General features: G+C 70.0%; 14 protein-coding genes and 2 pseudogenes. 9 read left to right on the top strand and 7 right to left on the bottom strand.

Annotation, left to right across the window (positions count from 1 at the left end; all coding sequences use genetic code 11):
- Positions 1 to 24 precede the first annotated feature (24 nt).
- Positions 25 to 135: pseudogene (locus IEZ21_RS31160) on the top strand (sugar isomerase); the annotation flags it as partial.
- Positions 136 to 141: 6 nt separating this feature from the next.
- Here IEZ21_RS31160 and IEZ21_RS31155 read toward each other — a convergent pair.
- The 4 genes from IEZ21_RS31155 to IEZ21_RS31140 all read right to left on the bottom strand — a co-directional run bounded on the left by IEZ21_RS31155 (position 142) and on the right by IEZ21_RS31140 (position 5420).
- Complete coding sequence (locus IEZ21_RS31155; RefSeq protein WP_189325205.1) at positions 142 to 3243, bottom strand: beta-N-acetylglucosaminidase domain-containing protein; 3102 nt, start codon at positions 3241 to 3243, stop codon at positions 142 to 144.
- A 145-nt stretch (positions 3244 to 3388) separates the two neighbouring features.
- The gene (locus tag IEZ21_RS31150; protein ID WP_189325204.1) at positions 3389 to 4204 is read right to left on the bottom strand and encodes an SAM-dependent methyltransferase; all 816 of its coding nucleotides are present in this window, start codon (positions 4202 to 4204) and stop codon (positions 3389 to 3391) included.
- A gap of 99 nt (positions 4205 to 4303) precedes the next feature.
- The gene (locus tag IEZ21_RS31145; protein WP_051744871.1) at positions 4304 to 4516 is read right to left on the bottom strand and encodes a DUF397 domain-containing protein; all 213 of its coding nucleotides are present in this window, start codon (positions 4514 to 4516) and stop codon (positions 4304 to 4306) included.
- Between the two features lie 28 nt (positions 4517 to 4544).
- Positions 4545 to 5420, bottom strand: coding sequence for a Sco1979 family transcriptional regulator (locus IEZ21_RS31140; RefSeq protein ID WP_033322569.1), 876 nt, complete (start codon positions 5418 to 5420; stop codon positions 4545 to 4547).
- Positions 5421 to 5661: 241 nt separating this feature from the next.
- Here IEZ21_RS31140 and IEZ21_RS31135 point away from each other — a divergent pair, with 241 nt between their 5' ends.
- The 5 genes from IEZ21_RS31135 (at position 5662) to IEZ21_RS31115 (ending at position 9941) form a co-directional block, all read left to right on the top strand.
- Entirely contained in the window at positions 5662 to 6228 is a 567-nt protein-coding gene (locus IEZ21_RS31135) for an ATP-binding protein (RefSeq protein WP_189325203.1), read from the top strand.
- 72 nt (positions 6229 to 6300) lie between these two features.
- The gene (locus IEZ21_RS31130) at positions 6301 to 6600 is read left to right on the top strand and encodes a trypco2 family protein (RefSeq protein ID WP_033322570.1); all 300 of its coding nucleotides are present in this window, start codon (positions 6301 to 6303) and stop codon (positions 6598 to 6600) included.
- A 9-nt stretch (positions 6601 to 6609) separates the two neighbouring features.
- Positions 6610 to 7701, top strand: coding sequence for an effector-associated domain 2-containing protein (locus IEZ21_RS31125; protein ID WP_189325202.1), 1092 nt, complete (start codon positions 6610 to 6612; stop codon positions 7699 to 7701).
- A 132-nt stretch (positions 7702 to 7833) separates the two neighbouring features.
- The gene (locus IEZ21_RS31120) at positions 7834 to 8001 is read left to right on the top strand and encodes an FxSxx-COOH-like cyclophane-containing RiPP peptide (protein ID WP_189325201.1); all 168 of its coding nucleotides are present in this window, start codon (positions 7834 to 7836) and stop codon (positions 7999 to 8001) included.
- 38 nt (positions 8002 to 8039) lie between these two features.
- A complete protein-coding gene (locus IEZ21_RS31115) occupies positions 8040 to 9941 on the top strand; it encodes an HEXXH motif domain-containing protein (RefSeq protein ID WP_189325200.1) in 1902 nt (633 codons plus the stop codon).
- Between the two features lie 91 nt (positions 9942 to 10032).
- On the opposite strand, the gene fxsT is transcribed toward IEZ21_RS31115, so the two are convergent.
- Both fxsT and IEZ21_RS31105 read right to left on the bottom strand, forming a co-directional pair.
- Complete coding sequence (gene fxsT, locus IEZ21_RS31110; RefSeq protein WP_189325199.1) at positions 10033 to 13986, bottom strand: FxSxx-COOH system tetratricopeptide repeat protein; 3954 nt, start codon at positions 13984 to 13986, stop codon at positions 10033 to 10035.
- Positions 13987 to 14274: 288 nt separating this feature from the next.
- Positions 14275 to 15792 carry a VMAP-C domain-containing protein gene (locus IEZ21_RS31105; protein ID WP_189325198.1) on the bottom strand — a complete coding sequence of 506 codons (1518 nt, stop codon included), beginning with the start codon at positions 15790 to 15792 and terminating at the stop codon, positions 14275 to 14277.
- Positions 15793 to 15900: 108 nt separating this feature from the next.
- On the opposite strand from IEZ21_RS31105, the gene IEZ21_RS31100 reads away from it, so the two are divergent.
- From IEZ21_RS31100 to IEZ21_RS31090, 3 genes are all read left to right on the top strand, one after another.
- Complete coding sequence (locus IEZ21_RS31100) at positions 15901 to 17664, top strand: ABC transporter ATP-binding protein (RefSeq protein ID WP_189325197.1); 1764 nt, start codon at positions 15901 to 15903, stop codon at positions 17662 to 17664.
- A 498-nt stretch (positions 17665 to 18162) separates the two neighbouring features.
- Positions 18163 to 19968, top strand: a complete 1806-nt coding sequence (locus tag IEZ21_RS31095; RefSeq protein WP_189325196.1) for a S8 family peptidase — start codon at positions 18163 to 18165, stop codon at positions 19966 to 19968.
- 195 nt (positions 19969 to 20163) lie between these two features.
- A complete protein-coding gene (locus IEZ21_RS31090) occupies positions 20164 to 20841 on the top strand; it encodes an AIM24 family protein (protein WP_189325195.1) in 678 nt (225 codons plus the stop codon).
- A 199-nt stretch (positions 20842 to 21040) separates the two neighbouring features.
- Here the strand turns inward: IEZ21_RS31090 and IEZ21_RS31085 are convergent.
- Positions 21041 to 22469 (bottom strand): annotated as a pseudogene (locus tag IEZ21_RS31085) (hypothetical protein); the annotation flags it as partial.

The raw sequence follows: 22469 nt of genomic DNA, 5'->3' as shown, positions 1-22469 counted from the left end.
TCGATGGCGAGGCTGGCGAGACCGGCCGGCCGCCGCCCACCGGTCTACGTCTCGGCCAACGTCCCCGGCGGCTTCGAAAGCAACCTGGAACTGGAGAAGCACTACGCGGTGCGCATACGCCGCACCGCGAGCTGACGCCCGCTACCCCACCGGTACGGGTGTGAGCGCCACCGCGAGCGGATAGGCGCCGGTGGCCAGAGGCGGCCCGGTGGTGCCCGACGAGGTGTCGACCGGTACCAGGACGTTTCCGTCGGCGGTGGTGACGTAGGCCTTGGTGCCGTTCCAGTCCAGGGCGACGTCGAAGGCGGACCTGCCGACCTTGATCGTGGTGCCGGGGGCGCCGGTGACCGTGTCGACGGGGGTGACGGTGTCGCCGGTACTGGGGCTGACCCACAGGGTCCGTCCGTCCGGGGACAGGGCGAGACCGTAGGCCTGGCCGGAGACCAGGAGCGTCGGCTCGGTGTCGTTGGTGGCCGTGTCGATCGGAGTGACCGTCGAACCGCCGGAGTTGGACACGTACACCGTCTTGCCGTCGGGTGCGGCCACCACGTTGAAGGGGCGGGGGCCCACCGGGATGGGAGCGCCGGTCTTCTGGGTGGCCAGGTCGACCGGCGTGACGGTGTTGTCGTGGATGTCGGCCACGTACAGCGTCCTGCCGTCAGGCGTGATCGCCATGTTCTCCGGGCCGGAGCCGACCGGGACGGGCGTGCCCGCCTCGAGGTCGGCGGTGTCCACCGGTTGGACCGTGTTGTCGGAGTAGTTGGCGACCCAGAGCGTACGGCCGTCCGGCGTGAGCGCGAGCCCGGCGGGAACGCGGCCCACGGCGACCGTGGCGGTGACCGTGCCGCGCGCCACGTCGATGACGCTGACCGAGTTCGAGCCCTGGTTGGCGGCGTAGGCGGTACGCCCGTCCGCGCTGAGGATCACCTCACCGGGGTTGTCGCCCACCGAGATGTCGGTGCTCTTCCCGGAGTCCAGGTCGATCGAACTGACCGAAGCGCCGCTGAAGTTGGCCGTCAGCGCCCGGGGCGTGCCCGTGCCGTCGCCGACCTGGACAGGGATCGCCCGGTCCAGGACGGCTGTGCCGTCCGCCGAGCCCGTCGCCACGACGGAGCGGACCCCGTCTGCGGCGCCGTCCCGTGCCGTGAAGGTGACGGTGGTGGAGGCGCTGCCTCCGGCGGGGACGGTCAGGGTGCCCTCGTCGGGTGCGGCGGTTACGCCGTCGGGCATGTCGAGTTTCCAGGAGACCGTCCGGGCGGACGTGGACCGCTTGTCGGTCAGAGCCAGGGTCACCGTCTCGGTCGTGCCGGGCTTCAGGGCGAGGGAACCGGGATCGAAGGAGATGTCGACGCCGGGGTCGGGCGCGTTCTCGATCACCGTCGTGTAGAGGAACTGGTCCATCACTCCCGGCGAGACCTGCTGGGGAATCGCGTCCAGCTCCTTGCGCTCGGCCCTGAGCTTCTTCCAGTGCGTGGCGACCGCGTCGGCGTCGCCCCGCTTGTTCGCCAGGAGCAGGTCCACGGCCGTCTGTCCCGCCGTGCCGTAGCGGCCGAGCTTGTCCAGCCAGGCGGATGTCTCCGTCAGGAAGCCGGGGTTGTCGAGCCGGGCGCGCAGTTCGCGGGGCGTGGCGGCCATGTCGGAGAAGTACGCCCTGAGCGCCTCGGCGGCCTGGTCGAGGCCGCTGTCCTGCTCGTACGCCTCGCGGAAGGCGGCGATGAGCGGGGTGAGCGTGGGCGATTCGGTCGCGTCGAGCTGCGAGGAGTAGTTGTTCTCGGCGAAGATCCGCAGCCATTTCGCCGCCGCGGGCCCGCCGAGGTCGCGGACGGAGGCGAGGAAGGACGTACTGGGGTCGTAGGCGTCCGGGTTCCAGAGGTAGTCGGCGGAGGTGAACAGGGCAATCCGGCTCGCCTCGCCCTGGACCATGGGGTTGGCGGTCACTCCGGTTGCCGCCGCGGCCACTGCGGGTTCGCGGCCGGTGTAGGGGCCGAGGAGCAGGCGGCTGGTGACGTAGTCGTTGACCGGGTAGTTGTCCCAGATCAGGATCGGGTGGCCGTACACCTTGCGGGCCTGCTCGACCTGGTCGGCGGTGATGGTCGGCGCGATCACGCCGACACCGGTCCACTCCACCACCACGGAGGGGTCCAGCTTCTCCCGCAGCGCCTTCTTGTAAGGGGAGTCGGCGAGGTCGGAGTACTCGGTGGGGACCATTTCCAGCGGTTGCAGCCCGGAGTGCGTGGCGGAGAAGTCCTGCCACACCTGGTTGAGCAGATGGGCCTGTGCCGTGCCCGCCGCGCCGCCACCGGTGCCGAACTCCTTCTCGTCGGCGTCGCAGTTCCACTTCGTGTAGCTGATGTCGTCGAGCGGGATCGCGAAGGAGCGCACGCCGATGTCGTACAGCGAGTCGAACTTGGCGGTGAGGGCCTTGATGTCGGCGTCCGAGGAGTAGCAGACCGACAGTCCCGGCGACAGGGCGTAGGTGAAGCGGACGTGGTTGGCGTCGGCCCGGTCCACCAGCTCCTCGATCCGGGCCAGTTCGGCGGACGGGTACGCGTCGCGCCACTTCGCCCGCAGGTACGGGTCGTCCTTGGGCGAGTAGACGTAGACGTTCTGCTTCGTACGACCGTAGAAGTCCAGCTGGTTCAGCCGCTCGGCGTGCGACCAGGGAGTCCCGTAGAAACCCTCGATGACCCCGCGCAGCGCGGCTGCCGGCCAGTCCCGCACGGTCACTTCGGGGAGTACGGAACGCGATCCGCGCGTCTTGGTGACGAGCTGGCGCAGGGTCTGGACCGCGTAGAACGTGCCGGTGGTGTCGACGCCGGACAGGGCGACGAGGGCCCGTCCGTCCTTGCGCCCGGACGCCAGGACGTAACCGCCCGAAGCCAGGCCGGTCGGCGGCTCGGCGCCCAGCCGTTTCAGCGCCTTCCCGGTGGCGCCGCTCTCGTCCGGGCCGCCCACGTAGACCGTGAGCCCGGCGGCGGGGGGCTTGTCACCGTCGCTCACAGTGATGATCTTGTCGGCTCCGGCATCGCGCAGAACGGACTCGACGAGCCGTCGGGCCGACGGGTCGGTCCGACGGCCGACGACCTCCACGACCCGGTCGGGGACGGTGAGTCGACCCGAACCGGCCTTCACGCTCTGGGGAGTCGGCCACACCTTCGCAGCGGCGCTCGGCGGCTGCTCCGCCGCGGACGACGACGGCGGGGCCGCCACCCCCGCGGCCGTCAGCAGCGCGGCGACCAGCATCGCCGGTCGCCGCGTCCGTCTCCTACCTCTGACACGAGTGGCTGAGAGCACGGGATCTCCTCGATGGGTGAATGGACCCACCGAGTGATGCTAGAGATGCTGAATGAAACATTCAACGGTGCCTGCGGCCAGGACAGGGCCTGGCTCAGGGCTTACGAGCCACCGCCCCGTACATAGCGATGTCCTCGTCCCGGATGGGCTCCGAATCGCTGCCGTCCGGATGCCACTTGTGGACCTGCGTGATCCCCGGCTCGACGAGTTCGAGGCCCTCGAAGAACTCCTCGGCCTCCGGGAACGTACGCAACCGCATGGGCATGTTGCGCGCCGCGTACTCGCGCGCGACCCGGCCCACCTCCTCCGGCGCGAACTCCGCGGTGCCGATGGACATCGCGAGGTAGCTGCCGGAGGGGAGCGGTTCGAGGAGGCGGCGGACGATGCCGACCGCGTCGTCCTCGTCGAGGACGAAGTGGACGATCGCGATGACGGTCAGCGCGACCGGCTTGGACAGGTCGAGGGTGTCGCGGAACTCGGCGGAGTCGAGGATGGCCTCCGGGTGCTGGAAGTCGGCCTCGATGTACGACGTCTTCCCCTCGGGCGTGCTGGCCAGCAGGCCCTGGGAGAGGGTGAGGACGATGGGATCGTTGTCCACGTAGACGACGCGGGACTCGGGGGCCACCGACTGGGCGATCTCATGGAGGTTCGGGGAGGTGGGGATGCCTGTGCCGATGTCGAGGAACTGGCGTATCCCCGCCTCCTCGGCCAGCCAGCGCACCGCGCGGTTCATGAAGTCGCGGTTGGCCCGCATATGGACCGGCAGGGCGGGCCACTCGTGCGACATGGCGTCGCCGGCTTCCTTGTCGGCGGGGTAGTAGTCCTTTCCGCCGAGGATGTAGTCGTAGATACGCGCTGAGTGCGCGCTCTCGGTGTCGATACGGTCGGCAGGCCATCCGTTGTCGGACAACGCGGCCCTCCCATCAAGTCGTCGGAGAACAAGGGTAGTTCGGTCAACAAGGGTGTTTCGGACCGGGGTTGCTCAGAGTGATCAGAGCAGTCGGAGCGGTCAGAGCAGGAAGTCGGCGTCGCCGGCCTTCACGCCCGTCAGGAAGCTCGTCATCTCGCGAGGGGTGAAAACCAGGGCCGGACCGCCCGGATCGGTGGACTGACGCACCGCCACTCGTCCGTCGCCCAGCTTCTTCACTTCGAGGCAGGCGCCGCCCGCGTCGTCGCTCCACGGCTTGTGCCAGTCCTGCGCGCCGAGATCACGGGCCGGCATGCCGTTGCGTATGTGGTGGTGGTGCACGTCAGAGCTCCTTGCGTATCGCACCGAGGAAAGCCTCGGTCCTGCTGGCGGGCGTCGACTGGGCGCCCAGCCGGTCCAGGGCCTCGCGATAGACCAGGACGTCGTCGGCCTTGTCGAGATACACAGCGCCCACCAGGCCGCTGAGATACACGATGTCGGGCAACTCCCTGGCCCTGAACCGGAAGAGATGGAAGGCGCCGGCCCGCATCGCCGGATGCGGACCGTTGCTGAACGGCATGATCTGGACGGTCACATGGGGCAGCGCGTTCAGCGCGATCAGGTGGTCGACCTGGGCGCGCATCACCTCGGGTCCCCCGACCGGCCACCTCAGCACCGTCTCGTCCATCACGATCCACACGCGGGGCGGGTTCGGACGGGACAGCAGTTCCTGGCGCTGCATACGCAGCGCGACCCGGCGCTCCGTCGCCTCCTCCGGAGCGTGCGGATTGCCCGCGCCGAGCAGGGCACGCGCGTAGGCCTCGGTCTGCAGCAGCCCGTGCACGAACTGCGCCTCGTACGCCCGGATCTGCAGCGCCGCCTGCTCCAGGCTCAGATACGCGGCGAACCAGTCGGGCAGTACGTCACGGTAGGTGTGCCACCAGCCGCGCTTGTTGGCCTCGCGGACCGACTTCAGGAAGGTGTCGATCTCCTGCTGGTCCTTGACGCCGTAGATCTGGAGCAGCTTCTCGGCGTCCGCGAGCCTGAGCCGCGCCACCTTGGCGGACTCCATCCGGCGGATCGTGGAGTGGCTGACCCCGATCGCCATGGCCGCCTGCTCGTACGTCAGACCGGCCCGGTTGCGCAGCTCCTCCAGCTGTTTGCCCAGGATCATGCGCAGGACGGAAGGCGCGCCGCCCCAGTCGGTTTCCGAGGTCACGCCTTACCTCCTCACCCGTAGTCCGGGCCAACGCATCGCAGTCTGTCACGATCATCGCCGACCGGGGCGGCCTGCGCCCTACAAAATGCAATTTTCAACTTGATGGTTGCGGGACGTCGTCGGCAGGTGTCACAGTGGTCGTACCGCCCGGGCCGGTGAACGAAGGGGCTGTGCAGCCCAGTTGGGGGATCACGGGCCGCAACTCGGAGTGTTGTGCTCTGCAGACGAAAGGCGTACGGCGATGGTTTCGCCCTCCTTCCCCCAGTCCTTGGGCCGACTTTCCGGAGACGAACTCCTCCACAAGGCAGGCGTGTTCGGCCTGCCGGCCGTCCCCGCCTCGGTGGGCGCCGCCCGCAGGAACGTACGGGAGCTGCTGGGCGAGTGGGGCATCAGCCGCGAGACCTGTGACAACGCCGTACTGGTGACCTCCGAGCTCGTCACCAACGCGCTCACGCACACGGAGAGCGATCTGGTCGTGTGCAGACTCCGCGCCGCGGGAGAGCGGCTCCATATCGAGGTCGAGGACCAGAACCGCGGCCATACTCTCCCGGCGTGCAGACAGCCGAAGCCCGACGACCAAGGTGGCCGCGGGCTTCTGCTCGTCGGCGTGCTGAGCAACGACTGGGGCGTCAGGGACGCACCGCACCGGTCCGGCCGCATCGTCTGGGCCGAACTGCCGGCGGAGGCGACGGAGGCAGCGATGGCAGTGGAGACAGCGGCGATATCCGCGACATCGGCGGTATCGGCGGTATCGGAGCCCCAGGACGGATCGGCCGACGCCCATGCGGCCGATCCGTCCTGGACGTGAAGGCGGTCCGGGTCGAACCATGCCTCCCCGTCCCCACGCGTGCTGGGATCGCGCCGGGGGTAGAGGGGCCATGTGATTGAACTCGCGGAAATGATCGCCCAGTTGCGTACGGAACTCTCCGCCGCCATGTCCGCGGCGCGCGACGAGGAGCTGCGCTTCGAGCTGGGCGCTGTGGAGCTCGAGGCGGAGTTCGTCGTGGAGCGGTCCGGTACGGCGGAGGGCAGGGTCCGCTTCTGGGTCGTGGAGGCCGGCGCCGTCGGCCATACGGGGAACAGCACCACCCATCGAGTCACGTTGACCCTGGAGCCTCGCCTCCGTGACTCGGAGGCGAGGCCACAGGTGAGCGGAGACGCAGCGGAACGCGAGCGCTGAGCCGGTCCGATGTCAGCTCAGACGCAGGTACGGGCACAGGGGCTGGCGGCGGTGCGGGTCGCCGAAGTACTCGTCAGCAGGCCCGGTGGACAGCCCGGGCGGCGTGGGTCCGGCTACCGGGTGGCGGAGCGGTGCGTGCTGACGGCGGCGCACGTGGTGGCGGGGCCGGTGGCGTCGGTGCGGGTGCGCGTCGACGCCGACCGGCCGGGGGAGTGGACCGCCGACGCCCACGTCGTGCTCCTCGCCGAAGCCGCCGATGTCGCACTGCTCGAGATCACGGGCGCGCCGCCCGAGCCCGATGGCACCGAGCGGCCTCGCTACGCCGCGGTGCCCGACGCCGACGTGGTGCTGCCGTTCAGCGCGGTGGGCTTCCCCCGGTTCAAACTGCGCAGGGACAGCATGCGCCTCCTCGACGACAGCGCTCCCAGCCAGTACCGGGACTCCTGCCACCTCACGGGAACGGTCTCCGTACTGTCCAACCGCCGGGAAGGCACCCTTGAACTGGCCGTCCCCGCCCCACGAGCCGACATCGAACCGGAGCGTTCCCCCTGGGAGGGAATGTCGGGTGCCGTGGTGTGGTGCGACGGTGCCGTGATCGGAGTGGTGAGCGCCCATCACCGCTCGGACGGCCTGGGAAGGCTGGCCGCCAGCCGCGTCGAGCGCTGGTACGACGTGCTGTCCGCCGCCGAGCTGGAGCGGTTCCACCGGTACGCCGGCCTGCCGGCGCGTGACCGCCTCGGGTCCGCGACAGACCCCGTACATTCCCGGCCGGTCGCCGGCCTGACCCGTCTGACCGGTCTGCCTCCCGACCTGCCGCTGAGTGAACTCGTGGACCTCGTGGACGCCTTGGTGGCGCTTCCCTCCCTGCGCAACGCGAACAGCATGGCCCTGCTGCTCGACAGCATCAGCGCGGAGATCGCGGCGAACAGCCCGAGGGATCCCCGGCTGAGGATGGACGTCTACGGGATCGTACGCACCTGTCTGCGCTATCCGGGCACGCTCGACCAGCTCCTGGAGGCCGTACGTCTGCTGGAGGGGCCGTCCTCCGAAGTGGCCAAGGTCGACCATGAGGCGGCCCGGCTGGCCCGGCGATCTGGCTGACTCGATCTCGCGGGGCGGCCTGGTCGCGGGGTTTCGGCTTGGGCCCTGCTGGGTCATCATGATGAGGGCACGGACCGCGCGGACATGGAATTACGGGATACAGGAGGGGACTTGGCAGCCGAGGAGCGATCGATGCCTGCCGTCGAGTCCGGTCTCGTAGATCTCTCGGGGGTTTCTCTTGAAGCGCTGCGCTCCATGGACAACACGGCCGTCGCCGAGTCGCTGGAGCGGCTGCTGCACCACATCGACAACCCTCAGTCCATCACGGAGGCGGGGCACAACCCGTCACGTTTCGACTGAGGGGACCGGCTCGGTGCTCTCGATGCCGGGGAGTACCCATGCCGGGTGAGTCCGCGGCCCGGGCGGAACTGCCGTTCCACCGACTGTCGGCGGTGAGCTTACAGAGCCTTGCCCGAGGCGAGGGCGGCGCCGACACGATCGCGGAGATACTGACCGCCGAGCGCAGCCGTCGGCTGCTGCTTCTGAGAGCCCTCGACGAGGGCGTTTCCGAAGACGAGGGCCTTTCCGAAGGCGGCCCACCGCAGGCGTCCGGGACGGCGCTGTCGCACCGGGAGGCCTGGTCCCTCCTCGAACGTGTCCAGCGGCAGGCGCCCGGGGTGTTCGAGGACGTCCTGATGTCGCCGTCCACGGGCATGTGGGTGTCCCGCGCGCTGCGTCAGATGCGAGGCAAGTCCGCAGAGGACGCTCCCTTGTGGGTGGTGCTCGGGCACCTGTCGGCGCTGGCAGCCGCAGCCGGGGCCCGGGCCGGTCTGGACTTCTCGCTGGCCGTACCGGTGCGCCGTGGCCTGGTGTCGCTGCCGACACTGGGGTGCGCGGTGCTGCCCGTGCGTGAGCCGTGGAGTGTGGCCCAAGTCGAGGCGCGGCAAGGAGAGTTGAGGATCAGCGGCGGGGGCGGCCAGGTGCTGGTGCCGCGGGACGCGGAGGCGAACAGCCCTGACTGGCATGCGGTACGCCACGTCGTACTGGAGTCCGGAGTACGTCCCAAGCGCCTGCCCCTGGACGAACTGGACCCTTACCGGACGTTCCCCCGTCCGAGCGAGCCCCGGCTCCTGTCCGCTGCCGAGGCCGAGGCTTGGGAGGGCATGCTCGCCGAGGCGTGGGAGATCCTGCTGCGGGACGAGCCGGAGAGCGCCGAGGGGATGCGGCAGGGATTGCTGTCGCTGGTTCCCACGCCGGCGAGGGAAAGGTTCCGGCCGCACAGTGAGACGGCCGGGGACGCGTTCGGCGGTGTCACGGCGTCCTGTCCGGACGACGTGCCGCAACTCGCCGCCACGCTGGTGCATGAGTTCCAGCACACCAAGCTGGGCGGCCTGATCCACCTGCAGCCGCTGATCAACGCCCAGGCCACGCAGGCCGCGCAGGATCCGGAGGAGCTGTTCTACGCCCCTTGGCGGGATGATCCTCGCCCGCTGAGCGGCTTGTTGCAGGGGATCTACGCCTTCACGGGGGTCACCCGTTTCTGGCGCGCACACCGGTACGCTGCGGGTGCCGCGCAGGCCTCGTCGGAGCACTTCGAGTTCGCCCTGTGGCGTACGCAGGTGTGGTCCACGCTGAATCTGGTGCGCGGTCACGAACAGCTGACGCCCCTCGGGCGGCACGTGATCGAGGGGCTGCGCGAGCAGTGCGCACAGTGGCTGGCCGATCCCGTGCCGGACGCCGAGGCGGAGCTGGCCCGGGAAGCGGCAGCCGACCACCGGGCCCGCTGGCGCGCACACCATCTACGGCCTCCCGCCGCGGCCGTGGAGGAAGCTGTGCGGGCCTGGCGGCGAGGCGATGACCGCGCGCCGGCCGGCCTCGCCGCCGAACCCGAACTGGTGCCGGACAGCGAGGTCCGTTTCCTGGACAGCGCGGCCGTCCTGGTCCGGCACCGCCTCAGCGATTCCGACGGGGCCTGGCGGCATGCTGCCGCCCAGGGTTCCGGAGAAGCCGCCGGTGTCGAGGGCGCCACCGCGGCGGACGTCCTGCTCGCCTGCGACGACCGGGCCGGAGCCCGAGCCGCCTTCGTCGCGCAGCTCTCCGGCAAGGGCGCACCCGTGGCGGCCTGGGCCGGCCTGGGGCGGGCACTTGCCGGTGAGGGGCAGGCCCGCAACACCGCCTCCCGCCTGCTGCTCGGCTTCCCGGAGCGGGCCCGTGCCGTACACGAGGCGGTCGAGGCCGCCCAGGGCCGTGCCCCGGACCCCGTACGCCTCGCGGAGTGGCTGGGCCGGGGCGAGACGTAGGAACGCCGGTGTCCCGAATCGCGCTGACAATCGGCGACAGCAGGTCCTGAGGATGTTGTCGTCTCGGCCCCGGACCTGAGAGCCTGTCCGGTCACAGCCTCAGCGGGTCGATGTCGCAGTTGGCCCGCAGGCCTTCCTTGGCCTGCACCGTGGCCGGGTGCGCCGTGCCCGGGTCGGCTCGCAGCCGTGGGGCGTCGAGGACCCGCTCCATCCGCTCCAGGGTGTCCTGGCGGAGTGCGGTGCCCTCCTCCTCGGCACCGACGGCGATGAGGTCCATCGCGAGGTTCCCGGAGCACGCCAACGTGGTCGGGTGGTCCGGACCGAAGGTGGACAGGCACAGCGGCAGCGTCGTCTCGCCCCGGATGCGGGCCTCGGCGTGGTTGCCGAGAGCGGCGAGATCACTGGCGAGGTTGATCGCACAGTTGAGGGTGGTGGGATGGGCCGCGCCGAGCCGCTCGGTGAGGGTTGCGAGAGCGGTCTCGTCCAGGCGGTGCGCCTCCTCCGGCTGGCCGAGCAGCCGAAGGGTGACCGCGAGGTTGACGTCCGAGGCGAGGACATGCGGATGGTTCGGGTCGTAGACCTGGCGGTAGTCCTTGCAGGCGTTGACGCCGCGCGCGCGGGCTGCCTGCAGGTCGCCGTTCTGGCGCAGGGCCACCGACAGGGCCAGCGCGGCGGACAGCGACTGGGGGTGGGCGTCGCCGTAGCGCCGGGTGAACCTTCCGTAGGCCTCCGTGGCCAGTTCGAGAGAGCGGGCGTGGTCGCCCTCCTTGCGGCAGGCCTCGCTGAGCTGACGCATCACATCGATGGTGGCGGGGTTTCCGCTGCCGAACACATCGCGGAACGCATCCAGTGCGGCTTCCTGGAGGGCACGCGCACCGACGTAGTCCCCCATCTCCCGCACATCGATGGCGACGGAGTTCTCGGTGATCAGAGTCCGCTGGTCGTCGCGGCCGAACACCCGCAACTTGAGTGCCAGCGTGTGCTGGTCCAACTCCAGGGCCTGGCCGAACTCGCCGGTCAGACGCAGGCTCACCCCGAGGTTGTGGGCGGTGTTGAGGGTGGTGGGGTCGTCCTCCCCGAAGGCCCTGCGGGCCCGCTCGTACGCGATCTTGTCCAGCTCGGCCCCGGTGGCGAACCTGCCTTCGGCGCGGCGTACGGCGGCCTCCGTGTTCATCGCGTCCAGGGCGTCCTCTCGGGTGTCCTCGCCGTCGGCGGGGGCGGTCCGTACGTAGACCTCCCTGAGCTGCGCCACCAGCCTGGCCGCGTCGTCGAAGCGGCCCACGATCAGATACACGAAGCAGAGCCAGTGCCCCATGAGAAGTGTCTGCTGGTCCTCCTCGCCGAAAATGGTGCGCCAGGAATCCCAGGCCTGCTCGGAGAAGTCGAGCGAGACGCCGTGGTCGCCCCAGTAGTAGAGGTAATTGGCGATATTCATGACCAGCTGCCGCACCCACGGCTGGTCGGACCTGATCGCGTCGGAGGCGATGACGTGACCGTAGAGCTCCGCATACCGTGGCCAACTGGCCGGGCTGGTCGGGCTTTTCGGGTCGGCGGCGGCCAGCAGGGTGTGGGCGCCATGGCGCATGCGGGACTGCTCCTCGGGGGTCATGCGGTTGTTCAGCACGAGCTGCACCAGGCGATGCATCTCGATGGAGTTCGTGCGATGGTCGATCCGCGCCAGGGAGTAGCGGTTCACCTCCCTTATGGCCCGGGCGAGCTTCATCGGATCGTTCAGCGTCGCGTCCAGCTCGGGGAAAATACTGCTGTTCCCGAGTCCGGAGAAGATGGACCGGGAGATAGGGTCCGGGGCGAAATAGGAGCACAGCTGCAGCAGCCGCAGAGCTGACGGGCTCCGCGTTTCCAGATGGTCGAGGGAAACGTTCCAGGCCGCGGCGACAGGCAGTTGGTAGTCCGGCGGCGGGGCCACTTCGAGGAGTTCGGTGCGCTTGCTCTCGAACAGCCGCAGGTATTCGGAGGCGGGCATTCCCGTCTCCGCCCGCCAGGCGGCCGCCTGTTCCAGCGCCAGGGGCAGGTCGCCCAGTGCCTCGGCCAGCTGATCGGCCTCGTCGTCCTGCAGCGGCGGCCCGGAGCGGCGCAGCAGCTCCTTGCTCTCCTCGCGGGTGAACACATCCACTTCGAGGGATCCGCCGACCAGCCCCCACCGCCGGTTGCGGGAGGTGACAAGGATCGTTCCGTCGCCGCCGGTGGGGAAATAGTGACGTACCTGCTCCGGACTGTCGGCGTTGTCGAAGATGAGCAGCCAGCGGGAGAAGGGCCGCCCCTCGCGCAGCGCCTCGCGGACCGCGGGTCCCGCGATATTGGCTTCGGTGCTGGTCACAATGCCCAGGCGCCCGGCAAGCTCCACCAGGGCCTGCCCGATCTGGCCGGGCCGCTCCGCGGGAATCCACCACACGATGTCGTACTCCGACTGGTGGCGATACGCGTACTCGATGGCGAGCTGTGTTTTGCCGACACCGCCCATACCGTGAATCGCTTCCGGCAGAACCGTGGTCGTGCCTTCCCGCAATCGCTCGTCGAGCTGTTCCAGCAGCTCCATGCGACCGGTGAAATTCGGGTTCCGGGGCGGCAGATTTCCCCAGACGCGCGGTTGTGAGGTGCGGTCCCCCGCCACCGTTCGCTGGGGCGTAGTCGACATCTCCGATGCTCCTTCAGAAACGTTACGGGAAATGGGGGAATCACCGTGTTCAGCTGTCCCCGAGCCGGACGGTGCGGGGCCCGTCGGAATGTGTGGTGTTTTCTCCAGGCTGACGGCGTATCGCCGATCGTGCCAGTGCAACACACTGGCCAACATGTCGGTGCGCTGCGCATAGCGGCCTGACAACGCCCTCAGAGCAGCGAGCTCCACACGCAGGAACGCGATATTGCGACTGTTCACGCGCGGCATGGCCAGGGTGTCCAGCGGTTCGGTGGGCGGCGGCAGAGGCGAGCCGCCTTCCGCCGCCTCGTCGGCCAGTAATTCGCGTACGTCACGCAGAATCCGCGCGGTGTCACTCCGGCGTCCCAGCGCGAGGAGTTCCTCGCGGATGTCGGGAGCGAAGACGAACGTCACATCCGCCGGGCCCTCACCCTGCGTTCCGCTGGGCCGGACCAGACCGCTCATCAGCAGTTCCGACACATGGACCGGGCCCGCGCCCGGAGTCGTCTCCACGATCCGGTGGATGACGGGAAGGCTCAACGGCGCGGCGGACAGCCGGATCGCGAGCGTGAACGCCGTGGGGGAGGCGCCCGCCCGGAAGTCCGAGACACGCTCCGCCGCGGGCACCGTGCTCTGCGGGTCGGGAACGTACTCCACCCAGGGCAGGGCACGCGCGGCGTCGGGCCTGCGCTTCCACGACCTGGCCTGAACGGCGGACAGGTCCAGCCAGCGCGGCTCCTGCCCCGAGACCAGGCGTGTCAGGGCCTCCGCCCAGGTGTTGGTCAGCGCGAGGACCGGTACGACGACGGTGTCGGTGTTGCCGTCGTCCCTGTCGGACTCGTGTTCGCGGGTGTCGGGTAACTCCACCGGGGCGACACGCGGTTCCCAGTCGAACTCGCTGTTGGCCGCCCAGGCACGGGGGGAGCGAATCCGTACACGCGAGACGTCGAGCCCGGTACGGAACCACAGCTGCTGCGGCAGCATGTGCACCACGGCCACCGGGCACGTACGCCCCCACACGCGCAGCAGGGGCGGCACGGCGCCCGATCGCCACCCGGCGGCCAGCCCGTCGGTCAGTACCAGCACCACGCGGCGCACCGACGCGTCGTACCAGAGAGGTTCCTCCAGCCGTATCCGCGCCGGATCGGTCTCGTCCGTCCCCAGCAGGCGCACCACCCGCACCCGGGTGAAGTCCCCCGCCCGATCCAGCTCGCCGGCCAGCTCCTCGACGGCTCGGTCCCACAGCTTCATCGTCACGTGGGTGTCGATGACGAGGACCGCCTCCGCGGGCTCCTGTTCGCCCGGCCGGCCGAGCCTGCTCAGGACGTGTGCGGCTTCCCGCCGTGCCCGCGTGGCAGGTGCGGGCCGCTGCCCGTCGTCATCGTGCATAGGTGCTCTTGCTCTCATGGCGTCGCGGTGACGGTGAGAGTTTCGCGGAGTCCCGCAGACCGCGGGCATGCGTGACGTCCACGGGCAAAGCCTCGCAGTGCGTCCGCTCTCCGGGCAAGTGCGTGCGGGGGCTCACCCGAGGCGTGGGCGACAGCATGCCCGGCATGACTGGGATCATGGCGCCGGGGTGAAACACATGTGCGTCAACGGAAGCATCCAGGTGCACGGCGTGACGCCCCTTCCTCGCCGGGTGCGCGCGGTCCACGGACATGCGTCCGTACGGCCGGTTCAAGGCTTCACCGGCGCACGGTCCGGCCCGGAGGGACCGGGTCTGCGCTCCGGATCGTCGACCAGGATCGCGAGATGGCGCCCCACGTGGTTGTCCCAGCCTTCCGGCCCCACCGCCAGTGCCTCCTTGCGCCATTTTCCGGCCCGCTCCACCAGACCGGCCAGCCCCCTGTCCTGCACGATGTCGGCGACCGCCTCCTTGAAGGCGGGGTCGTCGCAGTCGCCGCGATGCCAGATCATCGCCGGTATGCCGGCCCGCAGAGCCGCCATGAACTCCTGCTGACTGGCCGGCGAGTCGGTGCCCGGCGGCTGGCTGAGCACCAGACACACCGCGTGCTCGTCCTCCTTCAACTCCAGCTCCAGGTGGAACTGCGACCGGCCGGGACGGTTCCAGTACGGGTGGCTGTCCGCCGGCTTCTCCTTGAGATGACGCCACTTCTTGTGCCAGGGCCGGTGCCAGGCCGCCTTGCGCAGCCGCTCGAAGCTGCGGACCAGGACGGCGTAGTCCATCACCAGCGGTGTCGGGGACGACGAGGACGACTCCTTGTGCCACCACTCCACCGGCTCGCCCAGCAATTCCCACGGGAGGATGAACTCGAGGACGACCGGCTGCCTCAGATCCGCCCACCGCTCCTCGGTCTGCTCGATGAGCTGCTCGACCTCGCGGGGAAGGTCGTCGCGGTGCAGGTGCAGCGTCTCGCCCGGAACGGGATGCCAGCCCTCCGCGTCCGACTGCCGCCAGTGGGAGAGGTAGTAACGGTCGGAATCCACACCGTCGGGCTCGAACTGGATCATCAGGTAGGCCGGCACCAGGGAAGGCGGCGGCTGGACGGCGCCACCGCGCTGCCAGTCCGCCATCTTGTCCTCCAGCCCCCACGCGAGGGCCTGCCCACGGTTCCAGCGGCGCAGCAGCTCCGCCGCCTCCGCCTGCCCGTCCTCCATGAGCTGATCGGCGGCCAGTGCCAAGAACGCCATGCTCACCGGTAGTTCGTTCGCGGCCGAATTGTCCCCGGCAAGGCGCAGGAAGACCGCCCAGCCCGTGTCGCACCACTCGGGCAGCTCCTGGATACGCGACCGGCTGGCCCGCCGCATCATCGCCGCGAGGCCCGCCGACGACCGAATCTCGCGCAGCACCGGCCGCAGCGGACGCAGGTCCGCACCGTCGAAGAAATCCACCGCCTCCCACTCGTCCACCAGACGCCGCAGTGACGCGATGGCGACGGACTGCTGCTCCACATATCCCAGGCAGCGCACCAGACATGACAGGCCGTCAGGGGTCCGCGTACAGCTCTCCACCAGGCGCAGCAGCCACGGACGCAGCGCCTCGCTGCGTAACGGCTCCACCGGCGTGCGCAGTTCCTGGCCCAGCATGCTCACCCACAGTTCGACACTGTTTCCGTGCCGCACCGTGGCCGACTCCTGTAACACGTCGACGACTTCGGCCGCCAACTCATTGCGAACCCGTGCAGGGCTGCGCCCTTCCACCCCCGTGACCTCCCGATCGCCACCAGCTGTCATCGAGTTCGTCGTACGTCGTACGTCGTAAACCGTCTTGATAGTGGCGACCAGCGTACGGCTACAGTTCCAACCACGTCAGGGTGTCATCAATGCCGTACGGGGAGCGCCGTGCAGGATTCCGAGCCGTCCGCCCCGCCCGCCGTGCCGCCTTGGCGGCTGTTGCTCGGATATGTGCGGCCGCATCGCTGGGCACTGCTGGGCGGGGCGGTTCTGTCGTTGATGACCGGGGCGGCGGGGCTCGCGTTGCCGTTGGTGGCCCGGGGGTTGATCGACGACCTGCAGCACGACCGGGCCATCACCGGGGCGTTGCTGGCCATGTCCGCACTCGTGGTCGCCAATGCCGCGATCGGGGCGCTGGGCGGCTACGTACTGCGGTACACCGCCGAGTCCGTGGTGCTCGGGGCGCGGCGTGCGCTGGTGTCGCATCTGCTGCGGCTGCGTATCGCCGCCGTCGACCGCAGCGAACCCGGCGATCTGATGGCCCGGATCACCTCCGACACCACACTGCTGCGCGAGGTCACCACCGATTCGCTGGTCGGTATCGGCACGGGCGGACTGACCCTCGTCGCCACGCTCGTGATGATGGGGGTGGTCGACCCTGTGCTGTTTGCCGTCACCCTGGGCGTGGTGCTCGGCGCGGGCACGGTGATCGGGGTGATCGTGCCCCGTATCAACCGGGCCAGCAGGCAGGCGCAGAACGCGGTCGGCGCGATGGGTGCCTCACTGGAGCGGGTCCTGGGCGCGCTGCGTACCGTCAAGGCGTCCGGGGCCGAGCACCGTGAGGAACAGGCCGTGCACGCCGCCGCCCAGGAGTCGTGGCGGCAGAGCGTGAAGGCCGCCAAGTGGTCGGCGCTGGCGGGCAATACGGCCGGTCTGTCGATGCAGATCGCGTTCATCACCGTGCTCGCGGTGGGCGGGGCGCGGGTCGCGACCGGGGCCATCGACATCGGCACGCTGGTCGCCTTTCTGCTGTTCGTCTTCTATCTGATGTCGCCGATCCAGCAGGTCGTGGGCGCCGTCGCGCAATACCAGACGGGTGCGGCAGCTCTGGCCCGGATCGAGGAGGCCCGGCAGTTGCCCGCCGAGCCGGCGACCGAACCCGCGCCGCTGCCCAGCCTCGGCGCCGAACCCGCCGCGGTCGCCTTCGAGAACGTCCGTTTCCGGTACGCCGACGACCTGCCGTACGTCCACCACGGCGTGACCTTCACCATCCCGCCGCGCGGCATGACCGCCTTCGTCGGGCCGTCAGGCGCGGGCAAGACCACCGTCTTCTCCCTCATCGAGCGGTTCTACGACCCGGGCGAGGGCCGGATCACACTGGACGGCCGGGATCTTGCCGACTGGGACGTGTCCGGGCTCCGGTCCTCCATCGGTTACGTGGAGCAGGACGCGCCCGTCCTCTCCGGAAGCCTCCGCGACAACCTCGTGCTCGGCAATCCCGGCGCCGACGAGAACGACGTACTCCGCGCCCTGAAGACCACCCGCCTCGACGGCCTCGTCGACCGGCTGCCGAACGGCCTGGACACCCTCGTCGGCCACCGCGGCACCAAGCTCTCCGGCGGCGAACGCCAGCGGGTCGCCATCGCCCGCGCCCTGCTGCGCCGCCCCCGGCTGCTGCTGCTCGACGAGGCCACCAGCCAGCTCGACGCGGTCAACGAAGCGGCGCTGCGCGACACCGTCGCCGATGTCGCCCGTACGACCACGGTCCTGGTCGTCGCCCACCGGCTGTCCACGGTCACCATGGCGGACCGCATAGTCGTCATGGACGCGGGCGAGGTACGGGCCGTCGGCACCCACCGCGAACTCGTCGCCGCCGACCCGCTCTACGCCGAACTCGCGGCCACGCAGTTCCTCGCGGCGGCGGACGCCTAAGCGCTCCGCTGGAAGTCCGGTGCGTCACCTGCGGGTCCGTCGTGGCTGGTCGCGCAGTTCCCCGCGCCCCTTTGGGGCGCTGCCGAACCGCACCGGACTTCGCCGGACCCGCTTAGCGCCCCGAAGGGGCGCGGGGCTGTTTCGTCCGTCTTCACCCCGCAGTCCGATACGGAACGACGGGACGAGAGCGGACCGAGCGGGGGAAAGCGGTGTCTTCCGGCCCTCGACCGGGCGGTCCGTAGGGGGATCTCGGGCGGGGATCGAGGGTTTTCCCCGTATCCGGAGGCTCAGAGCCCCGCCTATTGTTCGAACACAGCTGACCCGTGGGTCACCCCCTTAAGGGTCGTAAGCGCCTGGCCGGCCGCCGTGTTTTTCCGATCGCCCCTGTCTTTTCGATCGCACCCCCCGCCGCTTCGACGACGAAGCGATTCGAACGCTGCTCCGCCGCGTCGCGCTGGGCGCCTCGCCCCGGAGCCGGCCCCCGAAAGGCACACACTCTTGCGTACTCCACGCCCTGCGAGACGGACCCTCATATCCGTCACCGCGATATCCGCGACACTGCTGGCAGGCACCGCCACCTCCGCCACCGCGACCGTCCCCACCGAGAAGACCACGGCTGCCGTCACCGCCGAGCGGACAGTCGCCGCCTCCGCCGTGGCCGCCCCCGCCGAGCGGCTGATCGTCGGCTACAAGTCCGGCGCCAGCGAGGCCAAGTCGAACAAGGCCGCCGGCGAGGACGCCGAGGCCAAGGGCAAGGACGCGGGCGAGGACCTCGACTTCCAGCGCCGCCTCGGCACCGGTGCCGCGCTCGTCGACCTGGGCGCGAAGCTCAGCAAGGCCGCGGTCGCCGACGTCGTCGCCGAGTACCAGGCCGACCCGCAGGTCGCGTACGTCGTACCGGACCGCCTCAACAAGGCCTTCGCGGACCCGAACGACACCGAGTACAGCAAGCAGTGGGACCTGTTCGAGACCACCGCGGGCATGCGCGTACCGGGCGCCTGGGACACCGCGACCGGCACCGGCGTGACCGTCGCCGTGATCGACACCGGCTACGTCACCCACTCCGACCTCGCCGCCAACATCGTCGGCGGCTACGACTTCATCGCCGACACCGAGGTCTCCGTCGACGGCAACGGCCGCGACAGCAACCCGGCCGACCCGGGCGACTGGTACGCCGACGGCGAGTGCGGCCAGGCCGAGGGCAGCACCTCCTCCTGGCACGGCACCCATGTCGCGGGCACCATCGCCGCCGCCACCAACAACAGCAAGGGCGTCGCCGGCATCGCGTACAACGCGAAGATCTCCCCGGTGCGCGTCCTCGGCAAGTGCGGCGGCTACGACTCCGACATCATCGACGCCATCACCTGGGCGTCCGGCGGCACGGTCTCCGGCGTCCCCGCGAACACCAACGTCGCCAAGGTCATCAACATGAGCCTGGGCGGTGGCGGCGCCTGCACCAGCGCCACCCAGACCGCGATCAACAACGCCGTGAACCGCGGTACCACGGTCGTCGTCGCGGCGGGCAACAGCAACGCCAACGCGGCCAACTACTCGCCGGCGAGCTGCAACAACGTCATCTCCGTCGCCGCGCTGAGCCGCACCGGCGCCAAGGCCTCGTACTCCAACTTCGGTTCGGTCGTGGACATCGCGGCCCCGGGCGGCCAGACCAGCACCGGCACCGCCAACGGAATCCTGTCCACGCTCAACTCCGGTACGCAGGGCCCGGCTTCGGAGTCGTACGCCTACTACCAGGGCACCAGCATGGCCGCCCCGCACATCGCGGGCCTCGCGGCGCTGGCCAAGTCGGCGAAGTCCTCGCTCACCCCGGCTCAGATCGAGTCCGCGATCAAGACCAACTCGCGTGCTCTGCCCGGTGCTTGCTCGGGCGGCTGCGGTGCGGGTCTGGCGGACGCGGCCAAGACGGTGCAGGCGGTGAGCGGGACCGACGGTTCCACGGGGGGCACCACCTTCACCAGCACCTCGGCCGTCTCCATCCCGGACAACGGCTCGGCCGTCGAGTCCCCGATCGCCGTCACCGGCCGCACGGGCAACGCCCCCTCGGCCCTCCAGGTCGGCGTCGACATCACCCACACCTACCGCGGTGACCTGGTCGTCGACCTGATCGCCCCGGACGGTACGAGCTACCGCCTGAAGGCGTCCGGCTCGGATTCGGCCGACGACGTCAAGACCACGTACACCGTCAACGCCTCCAGCGAGACGGCCAACGGCACGTGGAAGCTCCGCGTCCAGGACGTCGCCGCCCAGGACACCGGCACCATCAACAGCTGGAAGCTGACCTTCTGACGGCCTGCTGAGCAGGTCTGCCGGCCAGGTCCACTGACCAGGCCGGCAACTTCAGACCGCCACCCCCCACAGGGGCGGCCGACGCGAGCGGGCGTCGGCCGCCCCGCCTTTCGTTCCGTGGACGGATACTTTCGGCGATGCCTTTCATCCCGCCGCCGGTTGGCGGAACGTACACGTCCGGGACACGATGCCCGCATGAAGGGTGACCTGTTTTCCAGCGAGTACATGGTGCAGCCCGCCACCACCGTGGGCATGAGCGTGCAGAACGCCAAGTCGATCCGATACATGATCAACGGCGAGATGCTCGCACGGCAGGGCGCGATGATCGCCTATCGCGGAAACCTGCAGTTCGAGCGCAAGGGCCAGGGAGTCGGCGGCATGTTCAAGCGCGCCGTCACCGGGGAGGGGCTGCCGCTCATGGTGGTCCGCGGGCAGGGAGAGGCCTGGTTCGCGCAGGAGGCGCAGAACTGCTTCATCGTCGACATCGACCCCGGCGACGTCTTCACCGTCAACGGCCGCAACATCCTGTGCTTCGACGCCTCCCTGTCGTACGAGATCAAGACCGTGAAGGGCGCGGGCATGACCGGCGGCGGCCTGTTCAACAGTGTCTTCACCGGGCAGGGCAGGCTCGGCCTCGTCTGCGAGGGCAATCCGCTGGTCATCCCGGTCTCGCCGCAGTACCCGGTGTACGTAGACACGGACGCGATCGTCGGCTGGACCGCCAACCTCCAGACCACGCTGCACCGTTCGCAGTCCATCGGCTCGATGATCCGCGGCGGCTCGGGGGAGGCGGTGCAGTTGATGCTGCAGGGTGAGGGATACGTCGTCGTACGCCCGAGCGAGGCGACGCCGCAGAAGCCTCAACAGCACTGATGCGTAGGGTCTCTACCACCAGGGGCTCCGCCCCTGGAACCCTGCTGGGGGCTCCGCCCTCAGACCCCCTTCGGGGCTGCGCCCCGGACCCCATCGGCCTGGACGGCCTCGTCCTCAAGCTCCCCCACTCTCGGCTTCGCTCGAGCGGGGGGACCCCCACGACGGGCTGAAATCAGCCCGTCCGGCGGCGCTGACGTCCCTACTCTGTGGCCGCTCGGCGGCGCCACAGGACCGCTGCGGTGCCGCCGGCGAGCAGGGCGGCGGCGGTTCCGGCGGTCAGCAGCACGGTGGTGCCGGTGGAGGCGAGGATGCCTTCGCCGGACGTGGCCGCGGAGCCGCCGCCGGTGGTCGTGGTCAGTGAGCCGCTGTCTCCGCTGCCACCGGTACTGCCCCCGGTCCCGCTGTCTCCGTTGTCCCCGCTGGGCGTCGGGATGTCGATGGGGACCACGCCGTCCGAGGCGGACGGGCCTGCGCTCGGGTCGGCCGTCGGATCACCGGTCGGATCGGTGCCGCTGGGGTCCGGCTCCGGTTCCGGCTCCGAGGGCCCGCCGGTCGGGGAGGGCGATCCGGTCGGCGACGGAGATTCGGACGGCGGAGTCTGCGGCCGCTGGAACGTGGTGACCGATCCGTCGGCCGGGCTCCCCACGAACACCGACTCCCCGCCCGGGGCCACCGCGACCGAGGAAGTGCCCAACTGCCCGGTAACGCCCGGCAGTTCGACATCCTTGCCGGAGTCCTTCAGCGCCGCCGTGTCGTAGACCGCGAGCCGTCCGACGCCGTCCCCCTCCTCCGGCGGATTGCCGAAGTCCTGCCATACGGCGAAGGCCTGGTCGGAGCCCGGGTCGACGGCGACGTCGGCGACGGAATCCCCGGGGTCCGAGGTGAAGGAGGCGGCGAGCTTGTCCGTGGAGATGTCGTACGCCTCCAGTACGGCACCGCGCCCCGCCCACAGCACACCGTGCTCCGTGTCCCACTCAAGGAAGGTCACCGCGGCACCGGCGCCGAGCGTGATCTCGGTGCCGTCCAGCGCGAAGCCGGCCGAATCGACCCTGCGCAGCAGGCTGTTGGTGTTGTCGGCGACCCAGATCTGGCCGGCCGCCCGGTCGACGGCGAGCGGTCCGCCGGCCGGCAGGGTGAGGGAGCGTTCCACGGTCACCGATGTCTCAGCGACGGCGACCTCCTCGAGCCTGGTGCCGCGCAGGACCACGACCGTGCCGTCCTTCGCACCCGCCTTGGCCTGCGTGATCGCCGTACCGGTGAGCCAGCCGCCGCGTCCCGCCGCCTCGCCGTCCTTCGCGGCGGCGATACCGCGCAGCCCGACGAGGTAGTGCACACCGTCGCCCGGCAGCGGCCCGGCGAACCGCTTCGCCGGGAGCTGCGCGGGCTGCCCCGTACTGCCGGGGGACTCCTTCACCCAGCTCAGAGTCTGTCCCGAGGCCGGGTCGACGGCGTAGAGGCCCGCCAGGCTTGCGCCCGTCGTCCCGGCGACGGTGTCGGACCCGACGTACAGCTTCCCCGACTCGGGGTGCACCAGCAGGTCCAGCGGTTTGCCGACGGCCGTGTTGCGCGCGGTCTGCGCGTATCCGCCGCCGCTCTCGGGCGGATCGGCGTCGTCGGCGCCCGCGACG

The sequence above is a fragment of the Streptomyces flaveus genome (assembly GCF_014647675.1).
Taxonomy (GTDB): domain Bacteria; phylum Actinomycetota; class Actinomycetes; order Streptomycetales; family Streptomycetaceae; genus Streptomyces; species Streptomyces flaveus.
The sequence above is the reverse complement of the archived record's forward strand: the minus strand, read 5'-3'. Positions and strand labels throughout refer to the sequence as shown.